The sequence below is a fragment of the Pelodictyon luteolum DSM 273 genome, assembly GCF_000012485.1.
Lineage (GTDB): Bacteria > Bacteroidota > Chlorobiia > Chlorobiales > Chlorobiaceae > Chlorobium > Chlorobium luteolum.
This window is the reverse complement of the sequence record NC_007512.1, coordinates 964,100-988,094: the sequence shown is the minus strand read 5'-3', so window position 1 is coordinate 988,094 and position 23,995 is coordinate 964,100. Positions and strand designations below refer to the sequence as shown.

The window sequence follows — 23,995 nt, the reverse complement described above, 5'->3', positions numbered from 1 at the left end:
GTATTATCGAGACGTGTATTTCCGATTGAGCGCCCATACGGGAAGAATGAGGGTCAAGAGGCCTGTGATTGAAAAGACCAATAACGCTATGTTCCGCTCTGCATATATTTCGCTTGTCGGCAGTAATCCGATAATAATATGGTCGCCCGCTACCCTATAGACGCAATAGCTGCGCCTCCCCGCTATTGCCGTATGGAACTTCCCCTCTGTTCCATTTATCTCATGCCGTTGAAAGCCAAATTCATGCAATTCCTTGCCGATGCTTGACCGGTCACTGGCGCTCAGAATAACCCCGTCCAGATCAGTGACAAGCAATTTACCCGATTTCCCCAATCTGACATCTGTCAACAGCTCGCGAATATCGGTAGCAGCCATAGCTTTCAACAGGCGCTTAGGCTGATTTCCTGTCTGAACGATTCCTTTTTCGTCAAGACGGGCAACGCCGGTGTACTGGAAGATGCTCTTATCGGCTCCTTTTGGCATGAGTGGCTGGGCATAAGCAAATTCAGGATAATCAATGGCCAGCATAAATGCCGAGGATTGGGGATCGGACTCATACCGATACCCGACATAGTCAGGAATGGTGGACGCGATCAGTATCCCCCGGCTGTTGGCGACATGAAGCTCGTCTACGTTGAGAATACTTCTAATGCGATCGAGCTCTGCGGGAGTATGGAGTATAGCTGGCTTCAAGTTGATCATGTAGGCAAAAGCATGTGCCTTTGCGATGGACTGCTCGTCCGACTCTTCCTGCAGAAGTTTCAGCGCTGATTCGTTGTGATCAATCCAGCCTTCGACATCTTTAAGATTAAGCGAGATTTCTGTTACCGCATCCTGTTCGCTCAATACAGTCTGGATGTAATAGAGCGTTGCAAGCCCTGTAAGAAAAAAGACTACCGGCAGCAAATAAAAATATTTGCGAAGAACCGCTTTGATATCCAGAGGCATGGGATGAAGGGGGTTAAAGTGTCATACGGGATTCAGGCAGGAGGTCAAGCACCTTAAGTGGACCCCATCCTATAGACAAAAAGTTTGGGAAGAAGTGCCCACTGCATCTTGGAACGTAACCAGCCCACACTAACACTCTATATGGTACATGACCAGTTGGTACCGTTTTGCCTGTACTGCAGTGGACGATCTGGCAACACAGAAATGATGCAAAAAAAACACTGGGCTTATACCCTTAATCTAAGTTCAAATTTATCAACAATTAGCATTACGCGTCACGCGTTCTAAAAACGCCTCCCACAATTCGCGTAGCCCTCCACCCGTGACAAACTCGAGGCCTTCCCCAAGCATCACCTCGTCTACCTCTTCACCTGTACAATCAAAGCCTTCGCTCTTGATGAAAGCAATCTTTCCAGCGATATCCTCAACTGCCAAGATTTTTTCACGAAACGCATCATCTGTCTTCATCCTCTTGATGAATGCTTATGCCTGCTCTACGGACATGTTTCCCTCCTTTGATTTAAGTGATAGTAAAATTCTTGTTAAGCAGCCCGTCCCGATCATTGGGGTGATCAATGTCTTTCGGTAAGGTTACCGATAATCTCCAACCCATGATGTTCAGGCATCTGAACTGTTTTCATCAGGATTCTCATTGCTCTTCTGTGTTCAATGTTCGAAGCGCATGGAAATGCGTTGCTCCCCGTTTTGCATATCGGTTGTCATGCTGTCGGCATATTGTCCTATGAGAGCTGCAGCAAAGCGCATGAGCGCCTCATCACCATTATCAATCTGTGATGGTTGATGCGCTACTCCTGAAAACACAAACGGCTTTCCCTGATAGAGAAGCACTGCATCAAGATGATACTCGCTGAAACGCACCTGCAGTTCAAGCCGACCTTCTGCGTAACCCATCATGATAAGCGATTCCAGCGCTTCGTTGACGGCATTTTCAGCCTTTCGGATCACCTCGCGCCGAGCGCCCCATGAGGCCCCCCTGCTTTCCAGAAACTCCAGCGCGGAGGCAATGCTTTCAAGTCGGGGCTCCATGGCGAATGAGGCATTGAGGGTTGTGCCGATCCGGAAGAGAAGATTAAGGATGATTGCCGAGAGCGATGCTATAGCAAAGGGTGATCCGGCAATGCTGGAAATAGTGGGCGGCAGCTGATGGATAACATCCGCCATCTGGATTGAAGCAATGCCAATGATGATGGAAAAGCCGATCATGAATATCCTTCTCGTATCAAGCATCCGTGACACAATGAGCTCCATCCCCGAAGCGATGAGGAATGCGGCCGCATACATCAGAACCGCACCAATAACAGGTGCGGGGATATTTGCAAGGAGTTTCGTAATAGGGGGCAAAAAAGCCGCCAGCAGCAGGAGCAACGCCGCCAATCGGGCGATTTTTCTTGATGTTGCCCCAGTAGCGGATGATAGGGCAATATGGGATGAAGAGACATTGCTGCCGATGGTACCCAGAACGCCACCGATGAGGGTTGCCAGGCCATCGGCCAACACTCCATCGCTGATGGACTTCATCCCCGCCCGCACCCAATGAGGTTCGTTTATTTTCTGGCAGGTGATGATGCATGCAATCGTGTCAAGTGATGAGACCATCGCGATTATTGCGAACGGGACCAGTAGGACCCAATCAAAACTAAGTGCAGGAAGGTGAATGACCGGAACGGTCAGGACTCCGTCGACAAAGAGGTCGTTCACGCTTTGGGGTTCAGTGAGGCCTGACCATAGTGCTACCGCATAGCCGGCCAGCAGGCCGATTACGGCAGAGTAGAGCCGCAGCTGCCCTTTCGACCAAATACTCAACCCGACCATAAGTGATATGGTAGTGAATGCTACCATCATGGAGCCGGCATCGGGGACTGAGGAGCCCCCGATCACACGCTCGACTCCGGGACCGATCATCGATACGCCGAGCATCATTACTCCGACGCCACACACTTCGGCAGGAAACATAGGTCGGAGATATTTCAGGTAACGAGACAGCATCATGCTGAACATTCCCCCGATAATGGTCATACCGCAGGCAAGACCCAAGCCGCCGGCATGGACTGCCATGATGGCTGCCGGCAGATAGACCGGGCTGGCAATCTGGACGGCAAGGAACCCGCTACCCATCCCCTTGTTGCCCAGGGACTGGAGGAAAGTCCCGATAGCCATGGCCAGGATGGTAGCGGTAACAATCCCTTCGGCTTCGCTTTTAGTGCCGTGAACCTCTGAAACCAGCATGAGAGGATAGACAATGAACACCAGGGCAAGGGCCGCGTGCTGAAAGCCGAGCAGAACATTCACCGGAAAAGGCGGGGTGTCCTCAAGGCCATAGGTCAGATTGGGTGGTTTTGTGTTCATGGCAGCTCTATTGATGCTCCACGCCGGAACAAAAGGGTCAGAACATTCATTCCATCCCTTCGTGTATAACTGACAGCATCGCTGAACTGCCGGATGAAATAGCCGCCAAGGCCTCCGATTTCCCGATCCTCTATCGCAGCATCTGTTTCAGGGTCAGGAAGCGTAAGGATGTTGAAAGGGATACCTGAATCGGACAGTTCAATCACGAGTGACTCATCCGTAACCCTGCAAGCCACATCAAGCATGCCTTCAGTATCAGGGTATGCATAACTGCAGATATTGACAACAGCCTCTTCAACGGCAATGTTCAGCCCGAATTTCCGGGAGTCTTCCAGCCTGAACCGATCGGCACAGTCCTCCACGAAACCGATTATCTCCTCAAGCCGGTCAAGCTTCGCATCAACCCTTATCCGTTCTTCCGGCATCATCGTCTACTCTTCAGCTGCGCCAAGCGCACTCTGCACGGTATCGTGCATTGGAAAGATTGTTCCGAAACCGGAGATCGCAAACACGTCCTTGACTGCACCGCCAATATTGGCAAGCAGCATAAGACCCCCGAGGTTTTTGACTCTTTTGCCAGTCATGAGCAAAGCCCTCAAACCGGCACTGCTGATATAGTCGAGCTTGCCGAAATCAATGATGAAATTTTTTTCCCCTTCGTCCATCATCCCGGCAAGTTTTTTTTCATACTCGGGAGCCGTTACGGCGTCCATCCTGCCGATGACAGCAACAACCGTTGCCGCCGTTTCTTTTTGTATCTGGAATTCCATTTTGACCACCTTTCATTTATTGTTCTTTTAAGATCAATGTGAGCCTGTTTTGACCACCATCCCGCTTGTATGCAATGCTCCGGGTAAGATTGCGGATGATCGTCAGGCCCAGTTCGTCCGGCAGGGCTGCCGATTCAAGGATGTTCTCCTCTGCTCCTCCGCTCTCGACCAGAAGCTTTATCTCCCCGGTCTTTTCCGAATGGGTTATGGCCAGCTCGATCGCCGTGGAGCGCAGGGTATCTGCGCATATCTGCAAGACCTCTTCGACGAGCAGCTGCAGACTCTGTCGGGACTTCAGCGGAAGGATCTGCTTTTCACAGAACAGCTCAATTTCCGCATTCATGGCATATAGATCGTAATCGGGGGAAGCAATCCGGTAGTTGAAGCTCCTCACCCGATTGATGAAGATTTTCGTCCTCTCCTTCTGGGGGTTGTCAAAGATCTGCTCAGGGGGCCCCTCCTCATAAATCACACCCTCGTCCATATAGAGCACCCTGCTGGACACATCCCTTGCAAACTTCATTTCATGGGTAACGATGAGCATGGTCATACCGTCCCGGGCCAGACGGCGGATGACAGCCAGCACCTCGCTTACCATGGTAGGATCAAGTGCAGAGGTCGGCTCGTCGAACAGAATGATTGATGGCTCCATCGCCAGGCAGCGGGCAATGGCTACACGCTGTTTCTGGCCTCCGGACAGCTCATCGGGAAAACTGTCAGCCTTTTCAGCAAGCCCTACAAGCTTGAGCAGCTCGAGCGCCTTTTTCTCCGCATCCTGCCTGCCGGTCTGCAACAGCTTCACAGGACCGAGGGTCAGGTTGTCCATCACGGAAAGATGCTGATACAGGTTAAAGGACTGGAACACCATGTTCATCTTCCTGCGGATGGCCGGTACATCGGCTTTGGGATCAAGAATATCGACTCCATTGATGACAATCGACCCTCCACTCGGACGATCAAGCAGGTTGATGCATCGCAGGAATGTGCTTTTTCCCGTACCGGAGGGGCCGATGATTGAAATCACTTCTCCTTTCCGGACGGTGATGCTTACATCGCGGAGTACTTCAAGTGCCCCGAACTTCTTGGAAAGATGCTTGATCTGTATCATGCTGCAACGGTTCGGTTCCGGTGTTTTGGGGCCATCATGCCTTCAAGGTATTCAAGCATGCGCATGAGAGCCCATGAGAGAAAGAAATATAATGCCGCTACCATAATGAGCGGGAAAAAGGCATCGAAGGTACGGCTTCGGATGATATCTCCAGCTTTCGTCAGATCCTGCACCGCGATATAGCCCACAATCGAGGTCATTTTCACCAATGAAATGAACTCCCCTTTGTAGACCGGCAGGATGCGCTGCAGGGTCTGCGGCAGAACAATGAAGTAAAACGTTGCCGGCCCGGTAAAGCCCATCGCGATACCCGCCTCGGTCTGCCCCCTGTCGATACCCTCAATGCCGGCCCGGAAGATTTCCGCAGAGTAGGCTGCAAAGTTCAGTCCGAAGGCGATGACTGCCACCAGCACCGGGTCGATGTTGACGGAGGCAAAGACCACATAGAATACCAGCATCAGGAGCACCAGCACCGGCGTGCCGCGAAGCAGCGAGATGAAAACTCCGGCCGACACCCTCAGGATGTTGAGGCGTGACATTCTCATAAAACAGACCAGGGCGCCGAAGAGGGTTCCAAGCAGTGCGGAAAACACGGAAATGACAAGGGTTGTCCGGAACCCCTCAAGGATGAGCTGCCAGCGGTTCTCCAGCAGGATGTTGCTCCGGAAACTTTCGGCAATCCCCGCAAGGAAAGACTCCCCATCCTTTACACTGCCGGCTGTCGAGGGTTGAGGTAATGATGCAATGTTCTTTTTCAGGGCAAAGAGGTGGGCTCCCTGTGCATAGTAAGGGTCGGAAAAAGCAACCTTTTTGCGCCGCTCAGGGGTAATTGCCATCACGGCGCCGATCATGTCGATTTTTCGGCTTGCAAGAGCGGCTATCATGCTCCCGAACTCGATATTCACATAGGTAATCTTCCGCCCTGTGTACAGCCCGAACCTGTCGAGCAGTTCAATGGAGTATCCGGTAAGCCGGTTATCGATAAGTGCGCAGAACGGCATACCGTTATCGCTGAGAATACCAACCCTGAGCACTTCGTTCTCTGCCGATGCTGCAATCGCCGGCATCCGGGTTCCGCCGTCCTTCATCCAGTAGCGGACCATCGCGTCCTGCCGCCCGTCAGCCATGATGTCCCGGAGGAAATTGTTGAATGCGCTGCGCAGTTCAGTCTGTTCGTAGCGGAACCCCATGCCGAGCGGGGTTGCAAGCAGCTCATCCCCCAGAACGGCAAGGTCACCGTTCTGGCGTAGCATCACCATGAGTTCGTCATCACTGTAAATGGCAGCGTCTGCCTTTCCAGACTTCACCGCCAGCAAGAGATCAGACGGAGACTGGTACTGGAGTATCGTCGCCTCAGGCCAGGCTTTCATGGCATAGCGCTCATGGATGGTCCCCTGAAGGACCCCTATCCGCCCAAGCCTGAGGTCATCGGGTGAGCGGAGGGTTGCGCCGTTTAAAGATGTTCCGACTACCAGCGACGCTGCAACGAAAAGAAGTGCGGATATCATGGCCAGCTTTCTCATACCGCTGTCTTTATCCGTTTGAATTTCGGATCCGTCCTTCGTTCAAGATATGCCATCGACTGCAACAGCAGCCAGGAAATTGAAAAGTACAGTATTGCTACCATGATGAGGGGAAAGAATGCATCGAAAGTCCTGCTCCGGATGATGTCGCCTGCTTTCGTGAGGTCCTCGACAGCGATGTATCCGACGATCGAGGTCATTTTAACGAGCGAAAGGAACTCGCCCTTGTACACCGGCAGGATGCGCTGGATGGTCTGAGGAAGGATGATGAGCAGGAAGGTACGAAGCCGGGTGAACCCCATGGAAATCCCCGCCTCACGCTGCCCATTGTCGATGCTCTCCACACCGCTCCGGAAAATTTCGGCCACATAGGCTGCAAAATTCAGCCCGAAGGCAATGACGGCAACAGCCACAGGATCAATGGAGACCGATGCGAACACGACATAAAAAATCAGCATCAACAGCACCAATACAGGCGTTCCCCGAAGCAGGGAAATGAACACCGATGCCAGCGTCTTCAAGGTTTTGGCCGATGACATGCGCATGGCGCATACACCCGCCCCGAGCACCGTGCCGAACAGAGCTGAAAGCACCGAAATGATTACGGTGACTCTCAGTCCGCTGAGAATCAGTTTCCAGCGGTTTTCCTTTATGATATTATTCTGGAATCCGTCCACAATGGGCTGAATGAAGGAGTATGCAGCACCCGGAGCGTCGTTTCCAGCGACAGCCTCAGCCTCCCCCGTCTTCATGACGAAAGCGCTTGCCCCAATCTCATAATATGGATCAGAAAAACTGATCTGGAGTGCCCGTTCCGGGGTAATCATGAGCGTGCTGGCAATCATGTCAATCTTGTTCGTGGCCGCAGCTGCGATCAAGTTGCCGAAATCCATATCACTTGTCTTGATCTCCTTGCCGAGATATGCGGCAAACCGTTCTGCGAGCTCCTCGTCAAACCCTACCAGGCGGTTGTTTTTGACAATCATGAACGGAAGCCCCTTGTCGCTGACAACCCCGACCCTCAGGACGCCATTGGCCCTTGTGCCGGAAATGGAGGGCATTGCATCCTCACCCCGGGTGATCCAGCGGTCGACCATATCCCGATAGACACCGTTTTGACGGATGTCTTGAAGAAAGACATTGAATTGCTCCCGAAGGCTGTCATTCTGCTTATTGAACCCCATGGCCACGGGTACGGAGAACAGGACCCCGCCCTTGAGCTCAAGGGACGGGTCTGCCCTGAAAATCTCCCGGAGGGTCTCGGTTGTGTATATGCCCGCGTCCACCTTGCCGCTCTTGACGGCCAGAATGATGTCGGATGGGGTCTTGTACTGCAGGAGCGTTGCGTTCGGGTAGTGACTGAGTGCATAGGTGTCATGCGTGGAACCAAGCAGCACGGCAACCCGCGTGCCGTTCAGATCAGGAGCTGAAAGTGATGCCCCCTCCGAAACCGGTGCCGCGGGAGCAGCGGCTGAACGGAGCACAAGCGCGGAAATGTCATTCTGAAGATAGGGCCTCGAGAACAGGATCAGCTTCTTTCGCTCTTCGGTGACATTGAAGTTAGAAAGGGCAAAATCAATCTTGCCCGCCTGCAGTGCCGGAATCAGGGCTCCGAACGGCATGTCGACAAGCGTGATTTTTTTCTGGAGCCGATTGCCGATCATCCTGGCCAGCTCAATGTCAAGTCCCGTGATTTCTCCATTCGCATGATAGGAGAATGGAGCCAGGGCAGCGCAGGTCCCCATCCGAAGCTCTGCTTCGCCTTTCCTCCCGCCTGCATTCGATTCCTGAAGGGAGCCGCCATCCCCGTCGATCCATTTCTTTCTAAGTATGGCAAGAGTGCCGTCTTCTGTGAACGCCCCAATCGCCTCGTTCAACTCCGAAGCAAGCGCCGTATTACCCTTCTTGAGGGCTGCGGCAACCTCAAGCTTCGCCACCGGTTCTCCAAGAATCACAAGCCCCGGCTCTTGTCGGGCAATATTCTCGAGCACGCTCCTGTCATAGATAAATGCATCTGCCTTTCGGGTGTTCAGGGCAACGGCAGCATCGGCTGCATTTTCCATCACAAGGAACTCTGAATCGCGGAACCGGCGGCGCGCGGCAAGGTCTCCGGCAGAACCCGACAGCACCGCAACCCGTTTCCCGTCGATATCCTTCAGTACCCTTACCTTGCCATCACCGTGGGGAGCTGCGGTCTTGACCAGCATAACCTGGGCGTTCTCGAAATAGGTCTTTGTGAAATCAACCGATCGCTTCCGCTCAGCCGTGGCCGTCATACCGGTAATCACCAGATCGATCTTTGCAGACTGAAGAGCAGGAATAAGCCCCATGAACTTCATGTTATGGAACTCTACCGGCCGGCGGAGAACCCGGCCGATGATGCGTGCCAGTTCTCCGTCGAATCCGCTGACCTCTGCATCCCTGTCCATGAACGACATCGGCTCCCTTGTGGCGGTGACACCTATTTTAAGTACCTCCCCCTTCGTCGGCACCTCAAGCGTGCGTTCCTCGTATGGGGACAGGTCATTTTTAAACCACCGCCTGCGCATGTCGGCAAGCGTACCATCCTGGTGGAGCGAATCGATGATGCCGTTCAGGGTAGTGAGGAGTGCCGGATTGCCTTTCCTCAGGGCAATGCATGTATTCTCGTTGCGGAGCGGTTCTTCGAGGACACGGAATGCAGTATGCTTCTTGGTTACCTGCAGCGCCGTGGGATAGGCTGTGACGATTGCATCCAGCTTGCCGGACATCATCGCGGTGACGGCGTCCATGACGTCATCGAAACTCTTGATATCGGCGTCAGGAAACATCTGCAGCGCCAGCTCTTCGCCGGTCGAACCGGTCATCACTCCAATCCTTGCGTTGCGGGCATCCTCAATCGAGCGGATCTCCTGCGCATCTTTGCCGCAGCCGGAAAGCAGGGCAAGGATAAAAAGGACCGGAAACCATCTATGCATGCGCCCCTTCATTGAGCCACCATTGCGGCGATTCCGCCCGTATAATAAGGCTCTGAAAAGAGTACCTTTTCTGAGCGCTCTTCGGTAATGGTGATGCAGGCTGCAATCATGTCTACCTTGCCGGACATCAGGGCCGGGATCAGCGCGCCGAAGTCCATGTTCACGACCTCAAGCTTCTGGCTGAGCCCCGCAGCTACACGCCGGGCAAGCTCGATGTCATACCCGACAACCATCCCGCTGCCATCAACAAATGAAAAAGGCTCAGTCACGCTTGAAGTGCCGAGGCGCAATATTCCGTTGTCACCGCTTGAGGCGATTTCGGGCATCGGAGCCGGACTTCCGGATACAGGAAACCAGCGCCGCAGCATCTCCGTGCCGGTCCCGCCCGTCTTCAGCTGGCCCAGCGTCCTGTCGATGGCCTGCTTGAGCGGGGCGTCATCTTTACGGACAGCAAAACCATACTGGTCGACCGTGATCATCTCTTTGAGAATGACAAGCCCATCGACCTTTGCGGCAATGTTTTTCAGGATGGGCTCATCATATGCCAGCGCATCCGCCTTCCCCGTTTTCACGGCAAGAGCCCCGTCCATAACGGTGTTATAGTACTGGAACCGTGCATCGGGCAGTTTTGAGAGCACCAGCTTGTCGGCAACAGTTCCGGTAGGAACGGCGAACTCTTTTCCTGACAGCTGCTGCAGTGCAGTGATTTTCTCCCGCTGGCTGCATCCGCCAAGCACAATGAAGAGGGAGAAGAGCACAATCACCAATACTGAAGGTCGTAATTTATTCATGGTGTCTTGATTACGGGTGGATTCGTTTATTATTGCTGTCAGCTTTACTTATAATCAGCGGGGCATCGATTGCTGGACATCATATGCCATTTCCCGTGTATTGCAGCGAAACCATCGTGATGTCGTCCGACTGCGCCGCCCCTTCAGCAAACTCCGTTACTCTGGAGCGGACGGCATGGACCATATCCTCCACCGCCATGGAGAAATCACCCTGCAGAATCTCCAGCAGGCGCTGCTCCCCGAACAGTTCATCCTCCCTGTTTTTTGCTTCGGTGACCCCGTCCGTATAGAGGAAGAATACATCCCCGTTGCGCAGTGTGATGCGTTCGGTCTCGTACCGGGAATCCGGCACGGGTCCAAGCAGGAATCCCGGCTTCACGTCCAGATAACGCACACCGCCCGAACCGACGAGGAGCGGCGGGTTGTGGCCTGCATTCGAAAAGATCAGCTCCCCTGATGCGGTATCGAGTATGGCGCAGAACACGGTAGCGAACATGCAGCTCTCATTATCTTCGGCAAGGATGTTGTTCACATGCTCAAGAATCACACCGGGATCTCTCAACCGCTGCGCCTCCGACTTCAGAAGCGTCTTTGCAACCATCATGTAGAGTGCCGCAGGCACCCCCTTGTCTGCAACATCGGCAATAAGGAAACAGAGATGACTGTCATCGATGAAAAAGAAATCATAAAAATCTCCACCGACCTCTTTGGCCGCATCCATCGATGCAAAGATATCGAACTCGGGGCGCTCAGGGAATGCCGGGAAGATACGGGGCAGGAGGCTCGCCTGAATGTCGGTGGCCATCTGCAGCTCACTCTGTATCCGTTCTTTCTGTGCCGTAGTTTCCGTCAGGTCGCGGATATACTCTTTCAGTGACTCCCCCATCATGCGGAACGAACGGGTGAGCATGCCGATTTCATCGTTCGAGCGGACAGCAGGCAGTTCCACATCGAAGTTACCTGAAGCCATCGGCCCCGTTGCACTTGCCAGCGCCCTGATCGGAATGGTTATTGAACGGGTGACCATGGCCACAACCAGCGCAAGAAGCAATAGTCCGCCAGTGCCAATCCCTGCCATAGTCAGGCTCAGGCTCCTTACATTTTCGAACAGTTCCGCTTCAGGAAAAACAACAGCCAGAGTCCAGCCTGTCGAACGGATCGGAGCATAATACATCCAGCCCGGCTCGTCCGTCAGGGAATGGTGCACAAAACCCGACTCTCCGCCAATCATCTTTCTTCCCATCTCCCGCAGCACAGGATCTCTTCGCTCTTCGGCAATGCTGAAAATGGACTCGTTCATGATGAATGAACTGTCAGGATGGGTGAGCACCATGCCGTTTCGCGACAGGAGCATCGCATAGCCGGTTTTGAGGATTCTGACAGAAGAAATCAGCTGGGTCAGTGAATCAAGCCGGATATCTGCCGATACCACACCCTTAACATCCTGTTTTCCCCCACTCGAGTAATAAAAGGGAACCGAACAGGTCGCCATGGTCGCATTCCCTCCTCCATCGTCAAAATAAGGCTCGCTCCACACTGGCGCCTGCAGCTCGACGGGAATCTGGTACCAGTCCTGATAAAGGTACGGCACATACCGGTAGGAGGCATCAAGACGGATTGCCTTTACCGCTCCTTCGTCACGGAACAGGTAGGGCGCATAGAGGCGCTCCTGCTTATTGAATGCATAAGGCTCGAATGCAATGGCCGAACCATAGACCGACGGGTTGGCATCAAGCATGCTGCCAATCAGAGAAACAAGCCCCTCTCGACTATATTCTGCTGTATCGAGTGAGCGTGCCATCCCCTCCGTCACCTTCGCCACCGAAACCAGCTCTGCGTCCACCCTGTTAGCCAGTGAAGATGCCAGATTGCGGGCATTCTTTTCAAGCTCCATTTCAAGCATGCTCCGTGATTGCAGATAGTTGACGACAAGCGTTACGGCGAAAATTCCTGCGCTGCACAGGGTAATCACCACAATCATGCGGATGACAATGCTCTTACTGAACCGCATCATGTCTCCAGGTAAAATCGGCATAGTCCGGATACCCCCCTATCAGCCCTGCACGCTGCATGGCATTTCCTGCATCATGGTAGTCCTTCCGATCCAATGTTCCGGACGGCAGTTTGCCGAAAGCTGCACCGGGCATGATAATGTCGCGCATCCGGTTCAGCATCCACTTCTGGTGCATCCGGTTTGCCGGTACATGAGCACGAAGCATATATTTCATTACAATATCAAGCGCCTCTTCAGGATGATCGAACGCATACTGCCACCCCTCCCGTGAGGCATCCGCAATGGCTGCAGCCAAAGCAGGATCACCCTTCACGGTCTTTTCAAGCCCGTAAATCCCGTCTTCCGGGAAGTTCACGCCCTGTTCGCTCAGAAAGACCGCATTGAGTTCATCGGCGTCCACCCCTGAGTTCAGGATCACGTGATACTCGTTGTACCACATCGCCGAGGTCACATCAATCCCCCCGCGCAGGAACAGGTTCACCGTATTTGTTAGCGGTACCTGACGGATCGTAATGCCCCTGCGGGAAAACAACGTCAGTGGTGGAATCGATAAATCTCCGTCCCACAGTCCGACCTTTTTTCCGTTCATCCCCTGCAATGAATCAATCCAGCTGGATTTTCTGGAAATCAGCATCATCGAAGACCGCTGGATAACCTGACTTATGTTCACAAGCCGTATCCCTGCATCACGATGCCGCAACGCCGTGGTCAGCCACATCACCGCATAGTCGGCCCTGCCGCTCTGGAGGGCCTCGACTGGCGAATTGCCCGAGCCTCCGTTCAGGATAGTCAGTTCAACCCCGTAACGGCGGTACAGCCCTTTTTCAAGGGCAACATAATACCCGGCAAACTGTGCCTGCGGGCTCCAGAGAGGAATGAGGGAAGCTTTTTTAAGCGGGGGTTCTGCATGGAGCAGGGAGGGATATGCAGCAAGGGAAAGCAGCGCAACAACAACCATCAGGCTGAATGCCTGGAACAGTAAGGAACCTGTTGATCGCTGGCGTTCGTGCATGGCACCGAGGGACTGGAGTTGCAAGAAAGAAATGTACGGATTAAAAAGCCAGAGACCTCGATTTGTAATCGACTCGTAAGTAGTCTGCTGGAGATATCCCAAGGCCGAATGGATCCACTTCCAGTTATAAAAGATGCGGAGAGACTCAAACAAGGGCTTCTGTAGATTTTCCTTGTTACGAATCTTTTAAGCGTAAATCCAGTCGAGCTGCAGGGCCTTGAAAAAAGACTCTGTTGCCGGTCGAGTATCGTACGCGGAATTTCACCCCAACGCGCTCACACAACCTTACGTGACATGGCATGGGGTTTTTCTTGAACATGAGCGATGAGAAAGATTTATGTATCCTGAACAGGATTATTACAAAAGCCCGTACATCAAAGTCTTGTGAAAAGTGCTGAGCCAAAACTTCTGGCCTGATTGGGATCCGTACGATCCCAATCACGCAACTCTGTTTGCAAAAAAGAACGATAAAATGCAGTTAATGCTTTGTGATCCTCATCATTCAATTTTTCAACGATAAGTCGACCACCAAATGCCCTACTGCAGGATGGGCTCTTACTCAATGTTTTGTGCATCGATGAAAAATACCCGTCAATGTGTGCCCGCCCTTTGATCGTGGCAGTGGTAGATCCACAAACAATAAATGTCGCCAGCAGCTTTTCGTCAAGAAGTCCTCTTCCGGCCTCAAAAAAATCCAAGATTTTCTGATCTACTCCGTTGGCCCATATGCCTGAGCCGATAATAAGGCGATCATATCCAGAAAGGACATCGGAATAGGATATGCGTTCGATATCAAGAAGGTCAGCAGGAGCTCCCATCCCGGCAAGAATCCATTCCGCACACTCTTTCGTGGCACCGTATCTGGTTGCATAGACCAGCGCCGTAGAACGTCTGCATTCTTGTCCGTAAACTGTCAAGTGTCGTCCAAACATCCATCCGGAGATTGCCAATGAGGCATACCCAGCGGTTTTAAGCAGGAATTCTCTTCTTGTACAGCTCTGATAAGACATGTGTTGCAGATTTCTCGGTGGTTCAGACCAACAAATGAAAAGAAGCGAAGAATAATACGGTTTTCCGAGTAAGATCAAGACACGTGAATGACTGAACCTTATAATTCCCCTTGTAACGATTAACGCACCGGCGGGATTGATGCTGCGGCAAATATTCCAGCAGCTGCGCGAAAACAGTTTTTCCTGTATTCATCGATCATTTCTTTGCTGAGAATTATGAAATGATCAAAGATAGCAGGCGATTTGAAATCGGTAACGAGAAAAAGTCGCCGTATATTATTCTCTTATAACGCTTTGCAGGGATTTTTTTCTCAACAACCGGACACTAGTGGTATTATATAGCCAAAATACACCAGATCTTCAAGTGCATACATGCAGTTGTAGCACATCGGCTATGAGGAAAGCACTACCGGTTAGCACCGGCTCTCGAATTATCTATTCCCCCTTTATCTTCAGAAACCTGTAATACGTCGCACGTGAAATCTTCAGCGTGCTACAGATCTCCCCAACGCTGATGCTGAGGTTCTTGCTCATCTTCTTTGCCATCTGCACCTTCGGATCATTCGCTGAGATTTTCGGCCGACCGCCTTTCTTGCCTCTGGATCTTGCTGCTTTCAACCCCGCCTGAGTCCGTTCCTGAATAAGTCGCCGCTCAAACTGAGCCAGGGTAGCGAAGATGTTGAACACCATCTCGCCGGACGCGGTGGTGGTGTCGATCCCTCCGTCACTGATTGAGCGGAACCCTACTCCCCTGCCCTTCAGCTCTTCGACGATTTCGATGAGATGTTTCAGTGATCGGCCGAGTCGGTCCAGCCGCCAGATGACGAGGGTGTCCCCTGCCTGCAGTTCCGTCATGCAGGCTGCGAGACCCGGCCGTTCCGTTTTCGCACCACTTGCCTTGTCGATGAAGATGAGTTTGTCAGGTATGCCGGCTTGCTTCAGGGCATCAAGCTGCAGGTTGAGTTCCTGACCTGTCGTCGAGACTCGGGCATAGCCGATCAGTCTCTCGGTTTTGGGTGTTGTATCGGTCATTCTTGAAAACGGCTTGTTTTTATGGGTAGTTGGACTATAGAAATACAGTACGCATTTATAAGACAGATTGGGCCAAAAAAAGGGGCATTTCTGCCCCCATCCCTGCTGTCTCATAAAACGACCATTATATGAGATGGCAGGAACACAGGGATATATCGTCTTTCACATATTTTTCATTCAGCCCTCTTGATGCATTCATGGCCCTGATATCGCGGGTTGTTGACCTTCGTTGACACCGGATAGAGTTCAAGGCTCCCGTTAGAAGGAGGCTGAAGCAGTTTCAAGGCACCCGGAGTTCCGGCTCCAAGCCACTCCCTCCACTGCCCGGGACCAAGGATGACCGGCATCCGGTCATGCACGGCCTTCATTTCCCTGTTCGCTGCTGTGGTGATGATGTTGCATGAGTGCACCGCCGCAGACCAGTCCGGCGGCTGCCATATGTCCCACAAGCCCGCAAACGCCATCGGGTTCCCGTCCTTCCTCCGGATGCAGGAACCTAAAAGTAGGATAATGCGTACACGAGGTAATGAAGTCACACCCAGATATTCCAGCAACAGCCTGTCTCTGGCGACTGACTCGGTAGACCAGCGGCAGCTGCCCATGGCAGTCTGCACGTGCGTTGTCTCAATGCAGTCGAACCAGTCCAGAATCTGTGCAAGTGAACGCTCTGCATGCCATTTGTCCAGTTTCTTTTTACTGCGACAGACGCGCCTTGGTCTTTCCGTTTCCGCTCTTCCGAAGCCCTTGGCGCAGTTCCTTGATCTTCTTCGTCAGGAAGCAATGATACCCCAAGGAGACAAACTGCGCGAACTGCCGTCGCCGCAAGTTGTCGGTATACCATGTGCGTGACATTGATCCGTCAAGGCCACCCTTCTGCACGGCAAAAAGCTCCTCTATCTTTTCGCGCCGCCGGTAATCCTCCAGTGCCGTGAAGGTGTCCATCGCCTGATTGCTGACAAGCGCGAAATAGCCGAAGTATCGCTTTGCTTCGAGTATGGCTTTGTCGTTGAAGCTGACCTTCAGCTGTCCGCCACGCCCCCTTTTTTGATCAAGGAGCGCTCAAGGAAAAGCACTTGAGCTGCTTCAGGGTATGCTCGATGGAGATGACGTCGGGAAGATTGCCCGGTTGCTTGGCGACTGCCAGGGGCTCACGATCCTTTAAGGAATACAGTGTCAGCAGCTTGATGGCGTTCAGTCCGTCGCCGTCCTTGTTGAACCCTCGCCGCGCTTCCGACTGGCTCAAGGAGTAGGTCGATATCGTGGTCGAATGGAACGCCATCGCCGAGCACGGACTTGAATACATCCATACCGGGCAGCCAAGCACTTGAAAATCCCGTCGAAACTTTTTTTCTGTACCACTTGGTGATATATTAGACCAAATGAGAGTTTTCTTAAATAAGTGGTTCTGCCGTTGGACGAAGGACGAACGGGTCCCAGCTGCGACAATATGGGCAGTTGCAGAAGAGGTGGTTGCAGGAAATGTGGAAGCTGACCTTGGCGGCCTACTCTTCAAGAAGCGTATCCCCAGACAAGGCGAGGGAAAAAGGTCCGGATACCGGGTTCTCGTTGGCTTCCAAAAGCAGGGCAGTAACCGGGTGGTATTTCTTTATGCCTTCAGCAAGAACCAACAGGCAAACATAACCACCAAAGAGAGAAAAGCCCTCCAACTCGTCGCACAGGCATTCCTGGAAGCCACAAGCGAGCAACTTGGGCAGTTATTATTGAAGAAAGAGTATATGGAGATATTTGAGAATGAGCGAGATTCTTGACATAGCAATTGATATGGCAAAAGGCCTGTTTGAGGTCGGGGCGATGGATGAAGTCACCTTACGCGAAGTGGAAGCCCTCGGCCTTCCAAAGAAAAAGGCATTCAAGCCAGAAGAGATTCGGGAGATCAGAATCTCCAATCACGTAAGCCAGGCGGCCTTCGCGGCTATTATCGGCGTGGGGAAAACGACCGTTCAGCAATGGGAACAGGGACAAAAACATCCCGGCGGTGCCGCAAAACGGCTTCTGGATGTGATCAGTCGAAAAGGTATCGGTGTTCTTGCCTGAATGGAGAAAACACTTCATCCAATCCCCATGAAACCCCGTTCACGCTATAACGCCCTGTTCCGGTCCAGGGCGCTACAGCTGATTCCGGCACAACACGCCAACGGCCTGAGTATTCTGTTGTAAGTGTACTCAACCCGGTACCCCACCGAAATGACCACATCGAGATTGTAGACATTGCCGAAATCCATTTCTGTGGAGAGAGGGTAAATGCATTTGCCCCTGCTTCATGGACAAAGGAGTCGAATTCGACCCCTTTAAAATCAGGATTGTTCAGGCGCTCCCAGATTCCAAGGAATTCAATGGTATTGCGATTACCAAGCCAGTTTCGAACGAGATCATCGCTTCTGTCCCGGTTCTTGTAACGTGCTATATCGGTTAGGGAGATATAGTCTTCTTTTTGGCTGGTTTGAACTGATATCTCCGTACTCAAAACCTCTATCTTTGAATTTTTCGCCATGATAGATCATCAAGAGCACCACAACAACCGGCCGGCCTTCAGGTTAATACTTTAGCTCTTCTGACAGGACATAAGCTGTCCTATGCTATGCACGTAACAATCTATCAGAAGCACACTCATTAAGCCGCTGCCAGTCAGTCCATGCCCCCTTCTTCATCGGGGGGTGGGGTATGGCTGAGGGTCCAGGGATCGCCGGACCAGGCTGATAAAATCTTTGATGCTGAAGGGTTTGCGGATGAAGTTCACTCCTTCCTGCAGCGACTGATGGTGATCAAGGCTTTCAGGTGCGTAGCCGGACATGAACAGGCATTGAAGGTCGGGATCGGCTGCCCGCATCTGCTCATAGAGTCGAGGGCCGTTCATGCCCGGCAACACCACATCCGTAAGAAGCAGGCTGATGCCCTGCGGGTCCAGCTTGAGGGCGCTTTCGCCATCCGGAGCCGAGCGCACCCGGTATCCTATTTTTTCAAGTATTGTCTGGACGAGATGCAGAATATCCGGCTCGTCTTCAACAATGAGGATGACCTTGCAGTCGTCCACAGCTACCGCAGTTTCCTCATCATCGGCGGGTGTTGCCGCCACGGCGGAATCACCATACAGGGGGAAGGACACGGTAAAGGTTGTTCCTTTGCCCGGTTCGCTGCTGCATGCAACATGACCATGGTTCTGCTTCACGATCCCGTAGACGGTTGAGAGCCCGAGACCGGTCCCCTTTCCTACCTCTTTGGTGGTGAAGAACGGCTCGAAAATATGCGGAAGATGACGCTCATTGATCCCGCTGCCGGTATCGGAGACGGTAAGGACGGCATATCCCGGTGTCGTACCCTCACCGGCGTTGATCGTAATGGTACCGTTCTCTTTTATGGCGTCGCGGGCGTTCAAGCAGAGGATGAGGAGGATCTGGTCGAATTGCCCGGGATCGATCGAGATGGAGTTGATGGCGGGGCCGGGGTGCCAGACGCAGGCGATGGATTCACCCATAGCACCACGCAGCATCGGGAGGCACTCTTCAACCAGTGCATTCAGCCTTACGACAGCCGGCTGCACGGTCTGCTTGCGGGCGAATGCCAAAAGCTGGCTGGTGATTGCCACTGAACGCTCGGTTGAGTTCAGAATGGCCTTAAGCCCGTTGAAAAACGGATGGGATTCCGGTACCTGGTCAAGCAGCATTTCCACATGGCCGAGCGTGATGGCAAGCATGTTGTTGTAGTCATGCGCGATGCCTCCTGCGAGCTGGCCTACAAGTTCCAGTTTCTGCGACTGGTTCAGCTGTTCCTGCATGACCTGCTCCGCCCTTTCGGCATGCTTGCGGGCAATGATGTCCCACGCAAAGCCGGCAAGGTTGTTGACGAGGGATGCATCGTCTTCGGTATAGTCGTAGGGGCAGTTGCCGATACCGAAAATGGCCGTGACTGTAGTCCCCTCCATATGGGGAACAACCAGTTCACGCTGCACGTCGCTGTGGCCGTGAGGCAGCGGGCGGTTGCGGTTGAGGGACTTGAAATCATTATGGATGAGTGCTTTTCCGTCCCGCAGGGCCTCTTGCCAGATACCGGCCATCCGCACGCCCATATCGCCCTGGTCAGTATCCATCCGGCATTCGTGCTGCATCGTGTTCGTTGACCATACCCGCTGCATATCCGGAGAGAATGGGCCCGAAAGCACGTGGCAGAACCCGATGGTGCTGTCAGTCAACCGTTCAGCTTCGTTGAGGGTTGCTCGAAGCAGCTCCGCTTCAGTAGCGGTCTCCGACATCTGGTAAAGGCGTAGCCGGAACGCCATCAGGGATTCAAGGCGTTTGCGTTCGGTGATGTCGTTGATGATGAGATAGACGTAGGGTTTGCCATGGATGCTGATTTTACTTCCGAAAGCCTCTACGTCGCGGATGGTACGGTCAGCCCGCCGATGACGGAACTCAAAGTGCTGGCTTTCGTGCTCTTGCCATGATGCCAGATGCGACTGTATTGCTTCCCATGGCAGCACATTGATCTGGCTGATGTTCATGGACTGCAGCTGGCCTGCCGGCCAGCCATAATAACGCTCTGCGCAACCGTTTGCATCAATGATGTTGCCGGTGGCAGGATCGAGGATGAGCTTGACGGCGTTATTGCTTTCAAACACCGCCTTGAACCGGGCCTGACTTTCACGGCGCATCCCGTCAGCCCGCATCCACTCGGTGACGTCAATAACTATTCCGGCATATCGGATGACCTTGCCCTGTTCGTCCCGTACCGGAGTCCCTTTTGACATGAGCCACCGAACCCCTTGCCAAACTCACCAGTCAATGATTCTGCCAGTCGTGACAGCAGCTTTTTGCCATAAGCAGCCCGTGCCTGCCCGCATTGCTTTTTTGCGGGCATCAGCCATCAGAGCGCGCAACTGAGCAAGCAATACATCGATATTCCCCGAGAGGCACCAATCATGCCCACGCATAGGCACCACCACGCCTGCATGGTGAAACGCCCCATTTTATTCCCCCTCCATGCTGAACAGTTACCAACTTAAACCGCTGTCTAGAAATCGGGGGCCACGTCAGAAAAAAATCGAAACGCCCGCACATGTCATTATCGATTAAGCGGTTTCAGCGGCTCCTCTTAACCTCAACCTGCAACGGCAGGGCAGGAATATCCCCCCCAAAGAGCAGTAGGCGGAATACCTATGCCGGCCTCATTTGAGAATTGATGCATTTATTTAATGCATAGGACAGCCGTTGTCCCATCCACCCCCCTACTATTCCATCAATAACACACGTGTCACCTGTGCCGTTCTTTGCGTACGCAGCCTCCTTCGGTTGGCTGCGCTTTTTAAACTCATAACCCTCATCATCATGAAAAGGACAATCATTACAGCATTACTGCTGGGCTTTATCGCACCGTGTTTTTCGGGATGCGCAACCATCATGGATGGTTCTTCGCAGAATCTCGGCATCTCCAGCACGCCGACCGGAGCAGGTGTTACGGTTGACGGAAGAAATATCGGCACGACTCCCCTTACCGTTGATTTGAAAAGAAAGGACAACCATACGGTAAAGATTGCGCTTGCCGGTCATTATCCGTATGAAATGACCATCACGAAAAAATCAAACGGATGGGTATGGGGCAATATCGTCTTCGGCGGATTGGTCGGATTGGCTGTGGACGCCATCAGCGGCTCGATGTACAAGCTGAACCCGGAGCAGCTCAATGCTGAACTCCGCAAGTCTGATCGTGCTTCTGTCACGGTGCAGGATAACACCATTGTTGTTGCCCTCACACGGACTCCGGATCAGTCCTGGGAAAAGATCGGCGAACTCAAGCACATGTAAGTCGGTTGGTTGGTGATTGCTTCAAAGGAGCCTTCGGGCTCCTTTTTGCATGTCCGTCCACCCTCGTCACTCACCGTTCCCTCATCGAGCTGATTCACCGCCCAGGCCCCCAACCACTTCTTTTACATGCGGACACCCTGCGTGCATTGCAGCGCCGGAGAGCACCCATGCCACAGGGACTTCCATCATCCATTCCGGAGCCTTCAACAAAACATCAGCCGGCAACTCGACGAGGAAATCGCAAAATTCCACACATAATACCCCGACATCGAAGCGCGGGAATTCAACCTCGCCCGTGACCGTTTTCTCTTCATTGACAGCGCCATCTACCGCATCGGCGAATCACAGCAAAGACCCGGGCGAAAAATGGTTTGCATTTTCAACAATGGATACTGCAGCAGCGGAGATGCTGGGGAGGACAGGGGATGCCAGAAAGGGCAGGCGGGCTGGATCACTGTCAGTATAAGATAAAATATTCGTACTATACAGTGAAAGCAGTAGCAATGGAATGCACACAGAACCACTGAGGGAACCATGAGCACCAGAGCGGAACTCGAACAGGTACACGCCGGACTGAAAAAAGACTCAGCAGAAAAAGCTGAAGAGATCGAGCGTGCCACACAGAACCCCGGCGGAGCAAGAGCAGAGCTCACCCAGCTGCTCGACGCCATCTATGGGGCCGATATTCCAACCGACCTCAAGCGCCCGATGACAGACCTCCTGGTGCGGCTGAGCGAGCATGAACAGCTTGAAGAACGGTTCGACACCCTCCTGACCAATGCGGACACTGCATTCCTCAAGAAGCTTCAGGCAGCACACCCGAACCTTACGCCGAGGGAGGCAACGGTCTGCCTCTTCGTGAAACTCGGCTACGATACCCGGGAAATCGCACGGCGCAGAGGAATCACAACACGCGGGATGGAAAGCATCCGCTACCGCCTCCACAAGAAGATCGGAAGGGGAAAACACCAGGCGCTGAAGACCTATCTGTCAGGGCTGTAGGATCATACGTGTTCCTGTTCCGTTTCCGTGTCCCGCCAACAGGCCCATCCTTTTTTAAAGAAGATGCCTGCGGGAGCTTTGGCTGGCATCGTTCCGGTCCCGACGCAACTGGCAAACCCATACCCCGTCCGCCCCGAACTCTTATTGCCACACCTATACACCTGAACGGAGCGGAATATTGCGGATGAAAACTTCCGGGGTGGTTGCGATATGCCCTTCACCCTCCGGGATCGTCAACTGCGGCTGATCCCTCCAGAAAACACTCCATACTCAAGAGGAGGAGCTGCAAGGCCGGCAATCACAGAGGAAAAAGCCGGTCAGGCTTGAGCTCCCGCTCTCCCGTTCTCATTTCAAATCCTGAAGATACCGTTCAAATCTGCGGCACATCCGCTCGAACGCCTGCATGTCGGCCCGGGTCATCCGGTCGCAATGATCGGGCAGCATACCGCCATCAGCGACTGATAGAGAGAGCTTCTCCAGCGGGTCATCCCGGTACTCCTCATAGAGGGATACCTCGCCGATGATGGCGCCACCAAGCAGCCAGAGGTTGTCACGATACCCTGCGAAGGTCTTACGCGACACCCCCTCATCATACAGCTCCTGCAGAAAACCGGCGAAAAAGGGCAACAGCTTCCGGCCGTAGGCGAGATCTTCGGTTACACCCATCCAGCTCTTCGGCCACCCGTCGAAATCCCGCACCGAAGCGCGGAAACTCTCCGCTTCACTCTTCTTTACCATATTCACTTCACCCCCAGAATCCACCCTTCGAGCTGAGCGACAGGGTATTGGCCGGGCATCATGTCCGGCTTGAGGAACTCTCCGAGACTGCCGTCCGTATCAACCTGACGCAGCCAGGCGGCTGACACATAGGCGTCGTGCTGGTCGGGCGTGCGACCATCCCGTGGACAATCCCTGCTCCATAGTGAAGGGTAGATTTCCACCAATGCAGACTTGCCCGCAGGGATCTGCCAGCCGTCGAAGGGCCAGAAATGGATCCGGTCCCCGAGCCTCTCGCGCAGGTACCGCAGCCAGGGCAGTCCGGCATGGGTCGATTTGGCAACCGAGCCCGGCACATCGAAATGAAAGACCGACTTGGCCCCGGCCCGCTCCTCGGTGATGCGCCGCCACCGGGCGCTGCCGGAACGGGCCTCGCCCTCACCCCGCGAGCCGTCGCGGATGAAATCAACATACGTGTTTGCGTCATCGGTAGGCCAGTGCTTCTGGAAATCATCGAGAAATGCCGGCCAGTCAGGCACCAGGCGGTGGACCTCGAAATACCGCAAGGGAAAGGAGAAGCCATGGTCAATGCCGACGATCGTCGGCACATCCTCCCCCAAGCGCACTGCCAGCCATTCGGCCAGGCCGATGCGGGTCCAGTACTTGCGGGGGCTTGGCGGAGGCTGTACTTCAACAGGCAGAGAGAGCCGATCTGCCATATACACCCGAATCCCCTTCAGGCTGGCATCCGGAGTTGCGGCACCGGAATAGTCGATGCCGATATAGCGATGGAACAACGGGACTGTCTTCATTGGAAAATTCTGGCGTATTTAAGGATTTGAGGGGCCGCTCGCTGCCTTCCGAAGGGCACCAGATGCACCCAAGCATGTCAATGGACTCATGCATCAGAAACAGCCGACCGTCTTGA

Annotated in this window: 23 protein-coding genes and 1 pseudogene; 4 read left to right on the top strand and 20 right to left on the bottom strand. The window is 53.3% G+C overall.

Annotated elements, in window-relative coordinates; translation table 11 throughout:
• Positions 1-3: 3 nt before the first annotated feature.
• The 16 genes and pseudogenes from PLUT_RS04530 to PLUT_RS12150 form a co-directional block, all read right to left on the bottom strand.
• Positions 4-948, bottom strand: coding sequence for a hypothetical protein (locus tag PLUT_RS04530; protein ID WP_011357604.1), 945 nt, complete (start codon positions 946-948; stop codon positions 4-6).
• A gap of 255 nt (positions 949-1,203) precedes the next feature.
• The gene (locus PLUT_RS04525; protein ID WP_338047159.1) at positions 1,204-1,425 is read right to left on the bottom strand and encodes a Nif11-like leader peptide family RiPP precursor; all 222 of its coding nucleotides are present in this window, start codon (positions 1,423-1,425) and stop codon (positions 1,204-1,206) included.
• A gap of 189 nt (positions 1,426-1,614) precedes the next feature.
• Positions 1,615-3,315: a uracil-xanthine permease family protein gene (locus tag PLUT_RS04520; RefSeq protein ID WP_011357603.1), complete on the bottom strand. Its 1,701-nt coding sequence runs from the start codon at positions 3,313-3,315 to the stop codon at positions 1,615-1,617.
• Positions 3,312-3,743 carry an ATP-binding protein gene (locus PLUT_RS04515; RefSeq protein WP_011357602.1) on the bottom strand — a complete coding sequence of 144 codons (432 nt, stop codon included), beginning with the start codon at positions 3,741-3,743 and terminating at the stop codon, positions 3,312-3,314. Before PLUT_RS04515 ends, PLUT_RS04520 begins: the two co-directional genes overlap by 4 nt.
• Before the next feature lie 3 nt (positions 3,744-3,746).
• A complete protein-coding gene (locus PLUT_RS04510) occupies positions 3,747-4,085 on the bottom strand; it encodes an STAS domain-containing protein (protein ID WP_011357601.1) in 339 nt (112 codons plus the stop codon).
• 16 nt (positions 4,086-4,101) lie between these two features.
• Entirely contained in the window at positions 4,102-5,193 is a 1,092-nt protein-coding gene (locus tag PLUT_RS04505) for an amino acid ABC transporter ATP-binding protein (protein ID WP_011357600.1), read from the bottom strand.
• On the bottom strand, positions 5,190-6,716 hold the full coding sequence (locus PLUT_RS04500; protein ID WP_011357599.1) for an ABC transporter substrate-binding protein/permease: 1,527 nt from the start codon (positions 6,714-6,716) through the stop codon (positions 5,190-5,192). The genes PLUT_RS04505 and PLUT_RS04500 overlap by 4 nt, the downstream gene beginning before the upstream one ends.
• Complete coding sequence (locus tag PLUT_RS12070; RefSeq protein ID WP_011357598.1) at positions 6,713-9,685, bottom strand: ABC transporter permease subunit; 2,973 nt, start codon at positions 9,683-9,685, stop codon at positions 6,713-6,715. Before PLUT_RS12070 ends, PLUT_RS04500 begins: the two co-directional genes overlap by 4 nt.
• The gene (locus PLUT_RS12065) at positions 9,682-10,464 is read right to left on the bottom strand and encodes a transporter substrate-binding domain-containing protein (protein WP_011357597.1); all 783 of its coding nucleotides are present in this window, start codon (positions 10,462-10,464) and stop codon (positions 9,682-9,684) included. Before PLUT_RS12065 ends, PLUT_RS12070 begins: the two co-directional genes overlap by 4 nt.
• Before the next feature lie 79 nt (positions 10,465-10,543).
• Positions 10,544-12,475 carry a SpoIIE family protein phosphatase gene (locus PLUT_RS04485; protein WP_011357596.1) on the bottom strand — a complete coding sequence of 644 codons (1,932 nt, stop codon included), beginning with the start codon at positions 12,473-12,475 and terminating at the stop codon, positions 10,544-10,546.
• Positions 12,462-13,490, bottom strand: a complete 1,029-nt coding sequence (locus PLUT_RS04480; protein WP_011357595.1) for an ABC transporter substrate-binding protein — start codon at positions 13,488-13,490, stop codon at positions 12,462-12,464. The genes PLUT_RS04485 and PLUT_RS04480 overlap by 14 nt, the downstream gene beginning before the upstream one ends.
• A gap of 374 nt (positions 13,491-13,864) precedes the next feature.
• On the bottom strand, positions 13,865-14,500 hold the full coding sequence (locus PLUT_RS04475; RefSeq protein ID WP_157858139.1) for a flavodoxin domain-containing protein: 636 nt from the start codon (positions 14,498-14,500) through the stop codon (positions 13,865-13,867).
• 22 nt (positions 14,501-14,522) lie between these two features.
• Positions 14,523-14,693, bottom strand: a complete 171-nt coding sequence (locus PLUT_RS11460; protein ID WP_081423675.1) for a DUF4372 domain-containing protein — start codon at positions 14,691-14,693, stop codon at positions 14,523-14,525.
• Between the two features lie 242 nt (positions 14,694-14,935).
• Positions 14,936-15,532, bottom strand: coding sequence for a recombinase family protein (locus tag PLUT_RS04470; protein ID WP_011357593.1), 597 nt, complete (start codon positions 15,530-15,532; stop codon positions 14,936-14,938).
• Between the two features lie 173 nt (positions 15,533-15,705).
• Positions 15,706-16,068 carry an SOS response-associated peptidase gene (locus PLUT_RS11845; protein ID WP_420825878.1) on the bottom strand — a complete coding sequence of 121 codons (363 nt, stop codon included), beginning with the start codon at positions 16,066-16,068 and terminating at the stop codon, positions 15,706-15,708.
• Positions 16,060-16,811 (bottom strand): annotated as a pseudogene (locus tag PLUT_RS12150) (hypothetical protein); the annotation flags it as partial. The gene PLUT_RS11845 and the pseudogene PLUT_RS12150, both read right to left, overlap by 9 nt.
• 100 nt (positions 16,812-16,911) lie before the next feature.
• Here PLUT_RS12150 and PLUT_RS04450 point away from each other — a divergent pair.
• Positions 16,912-17,301 (top strand): type II toxin-antitoxin system RelE/ParE family toxin, encoded by a 390-nt coding sequence (locus PLUT_RS04450; RefSeq protein WP_011357591.1) that lies wholly within the window; start codon positions 16,912-16,914, stop codon positions 17,299-17,301.
• Positions 17,285-17,587, top strand: coding sequence for a helix-turn-helix domain-containing protein (locus PLUT_RS04445; protein ID WP_011357590.1), 303 nt, complete (start codon positions 17,285-17,287; stop codon positions 17,585-17,587). Before PLUT_RS04450 ends, PLUT_RS04445 begins: the two co-directional genes overlap by 17 nt.
• On the opposite strand, the gene PLUT_RS11450 is transcribed toward PLUT_RS04445, so the two are convergent.
• A complete protein-coding gene (locus tag PLUT_RS11450; protein ID WP_011357589.1) occupies positions 17,556-18,044 on the bottom strand; it encodes a KilA-N domain-containing protein in 489 nt (162 codons plus the stop codon). The genes PLUT_RS04445 and PLUT_RS11450 overlap by 32 nt on opposite strands.
• A 153-nt stretch (positions 18,045-18,197) precedes the next feature.
• Positions 18,198-20,294 (bottom strand): ATP-binding protein, encoded by a 2,097-nt coding sequence (locus tag PLUT_RS04440; RefSeq protein ID WP_011357588.1) that lies wholly within the window; start codon positions 20,292-20,294, stop codon positions 18,198-18,200.
• 577 nt (positions 20,295-20,871) lie between these two features.
• Here PLUT_RS04440 and PLUT_RS04435 point away from each other — a divergent pair.
• A complete protein-coding gene (locus PLUT_RS04435) occupies positions 20,872-21,348 on the top strand; it encodes a PEGA domain-containing protein (protein ID WP_041464062.1) in 477 nt (158 codons plus the stop codon).
• 534 nt (positions 21,349-21,882) lie between these two features.
• Positions 21,883-22,350 (top strand): helix-turn-helix transcriptional regulator, encoded by a 468-nt coding sequence (locus PLUT_RS04430; RefSeq protein ID WP_011357586.1) that lies wholly within the window; start codon positions 21,883-21,885, stop codon positions 22,348-22,350.
• 345 nt (positions 22,351-22,695) lie between these two features.
• Here PLUT_RS04430 and PLUT_RS04425 read toward each other — a convergent pair whose 3' ends face one another.
• Positions 22,696-23,088: a hypothetical protein gene (locus PLUT_RS04425; protein WP_011357585.1), complete on the bottom strand. Its 393-nt coding sequence runs from the start codon at positions 23,086-23,088 to the stop codon at positions 22,696-22,698.
• 2 nt (positions 23,089-23,090) lie between these two features.
• Complete coding sequence (locus PLUT_RS04420) at positions 23,091-23,879, bottom strand: hypothetical protein (protein WP_011357584.1); 789 nt, start codon at positions 23,877-23,879, stop codon at positions 23,091-23,093.
• Positions 23,880-23,995 lie beyond the last annotated feature (116 nt).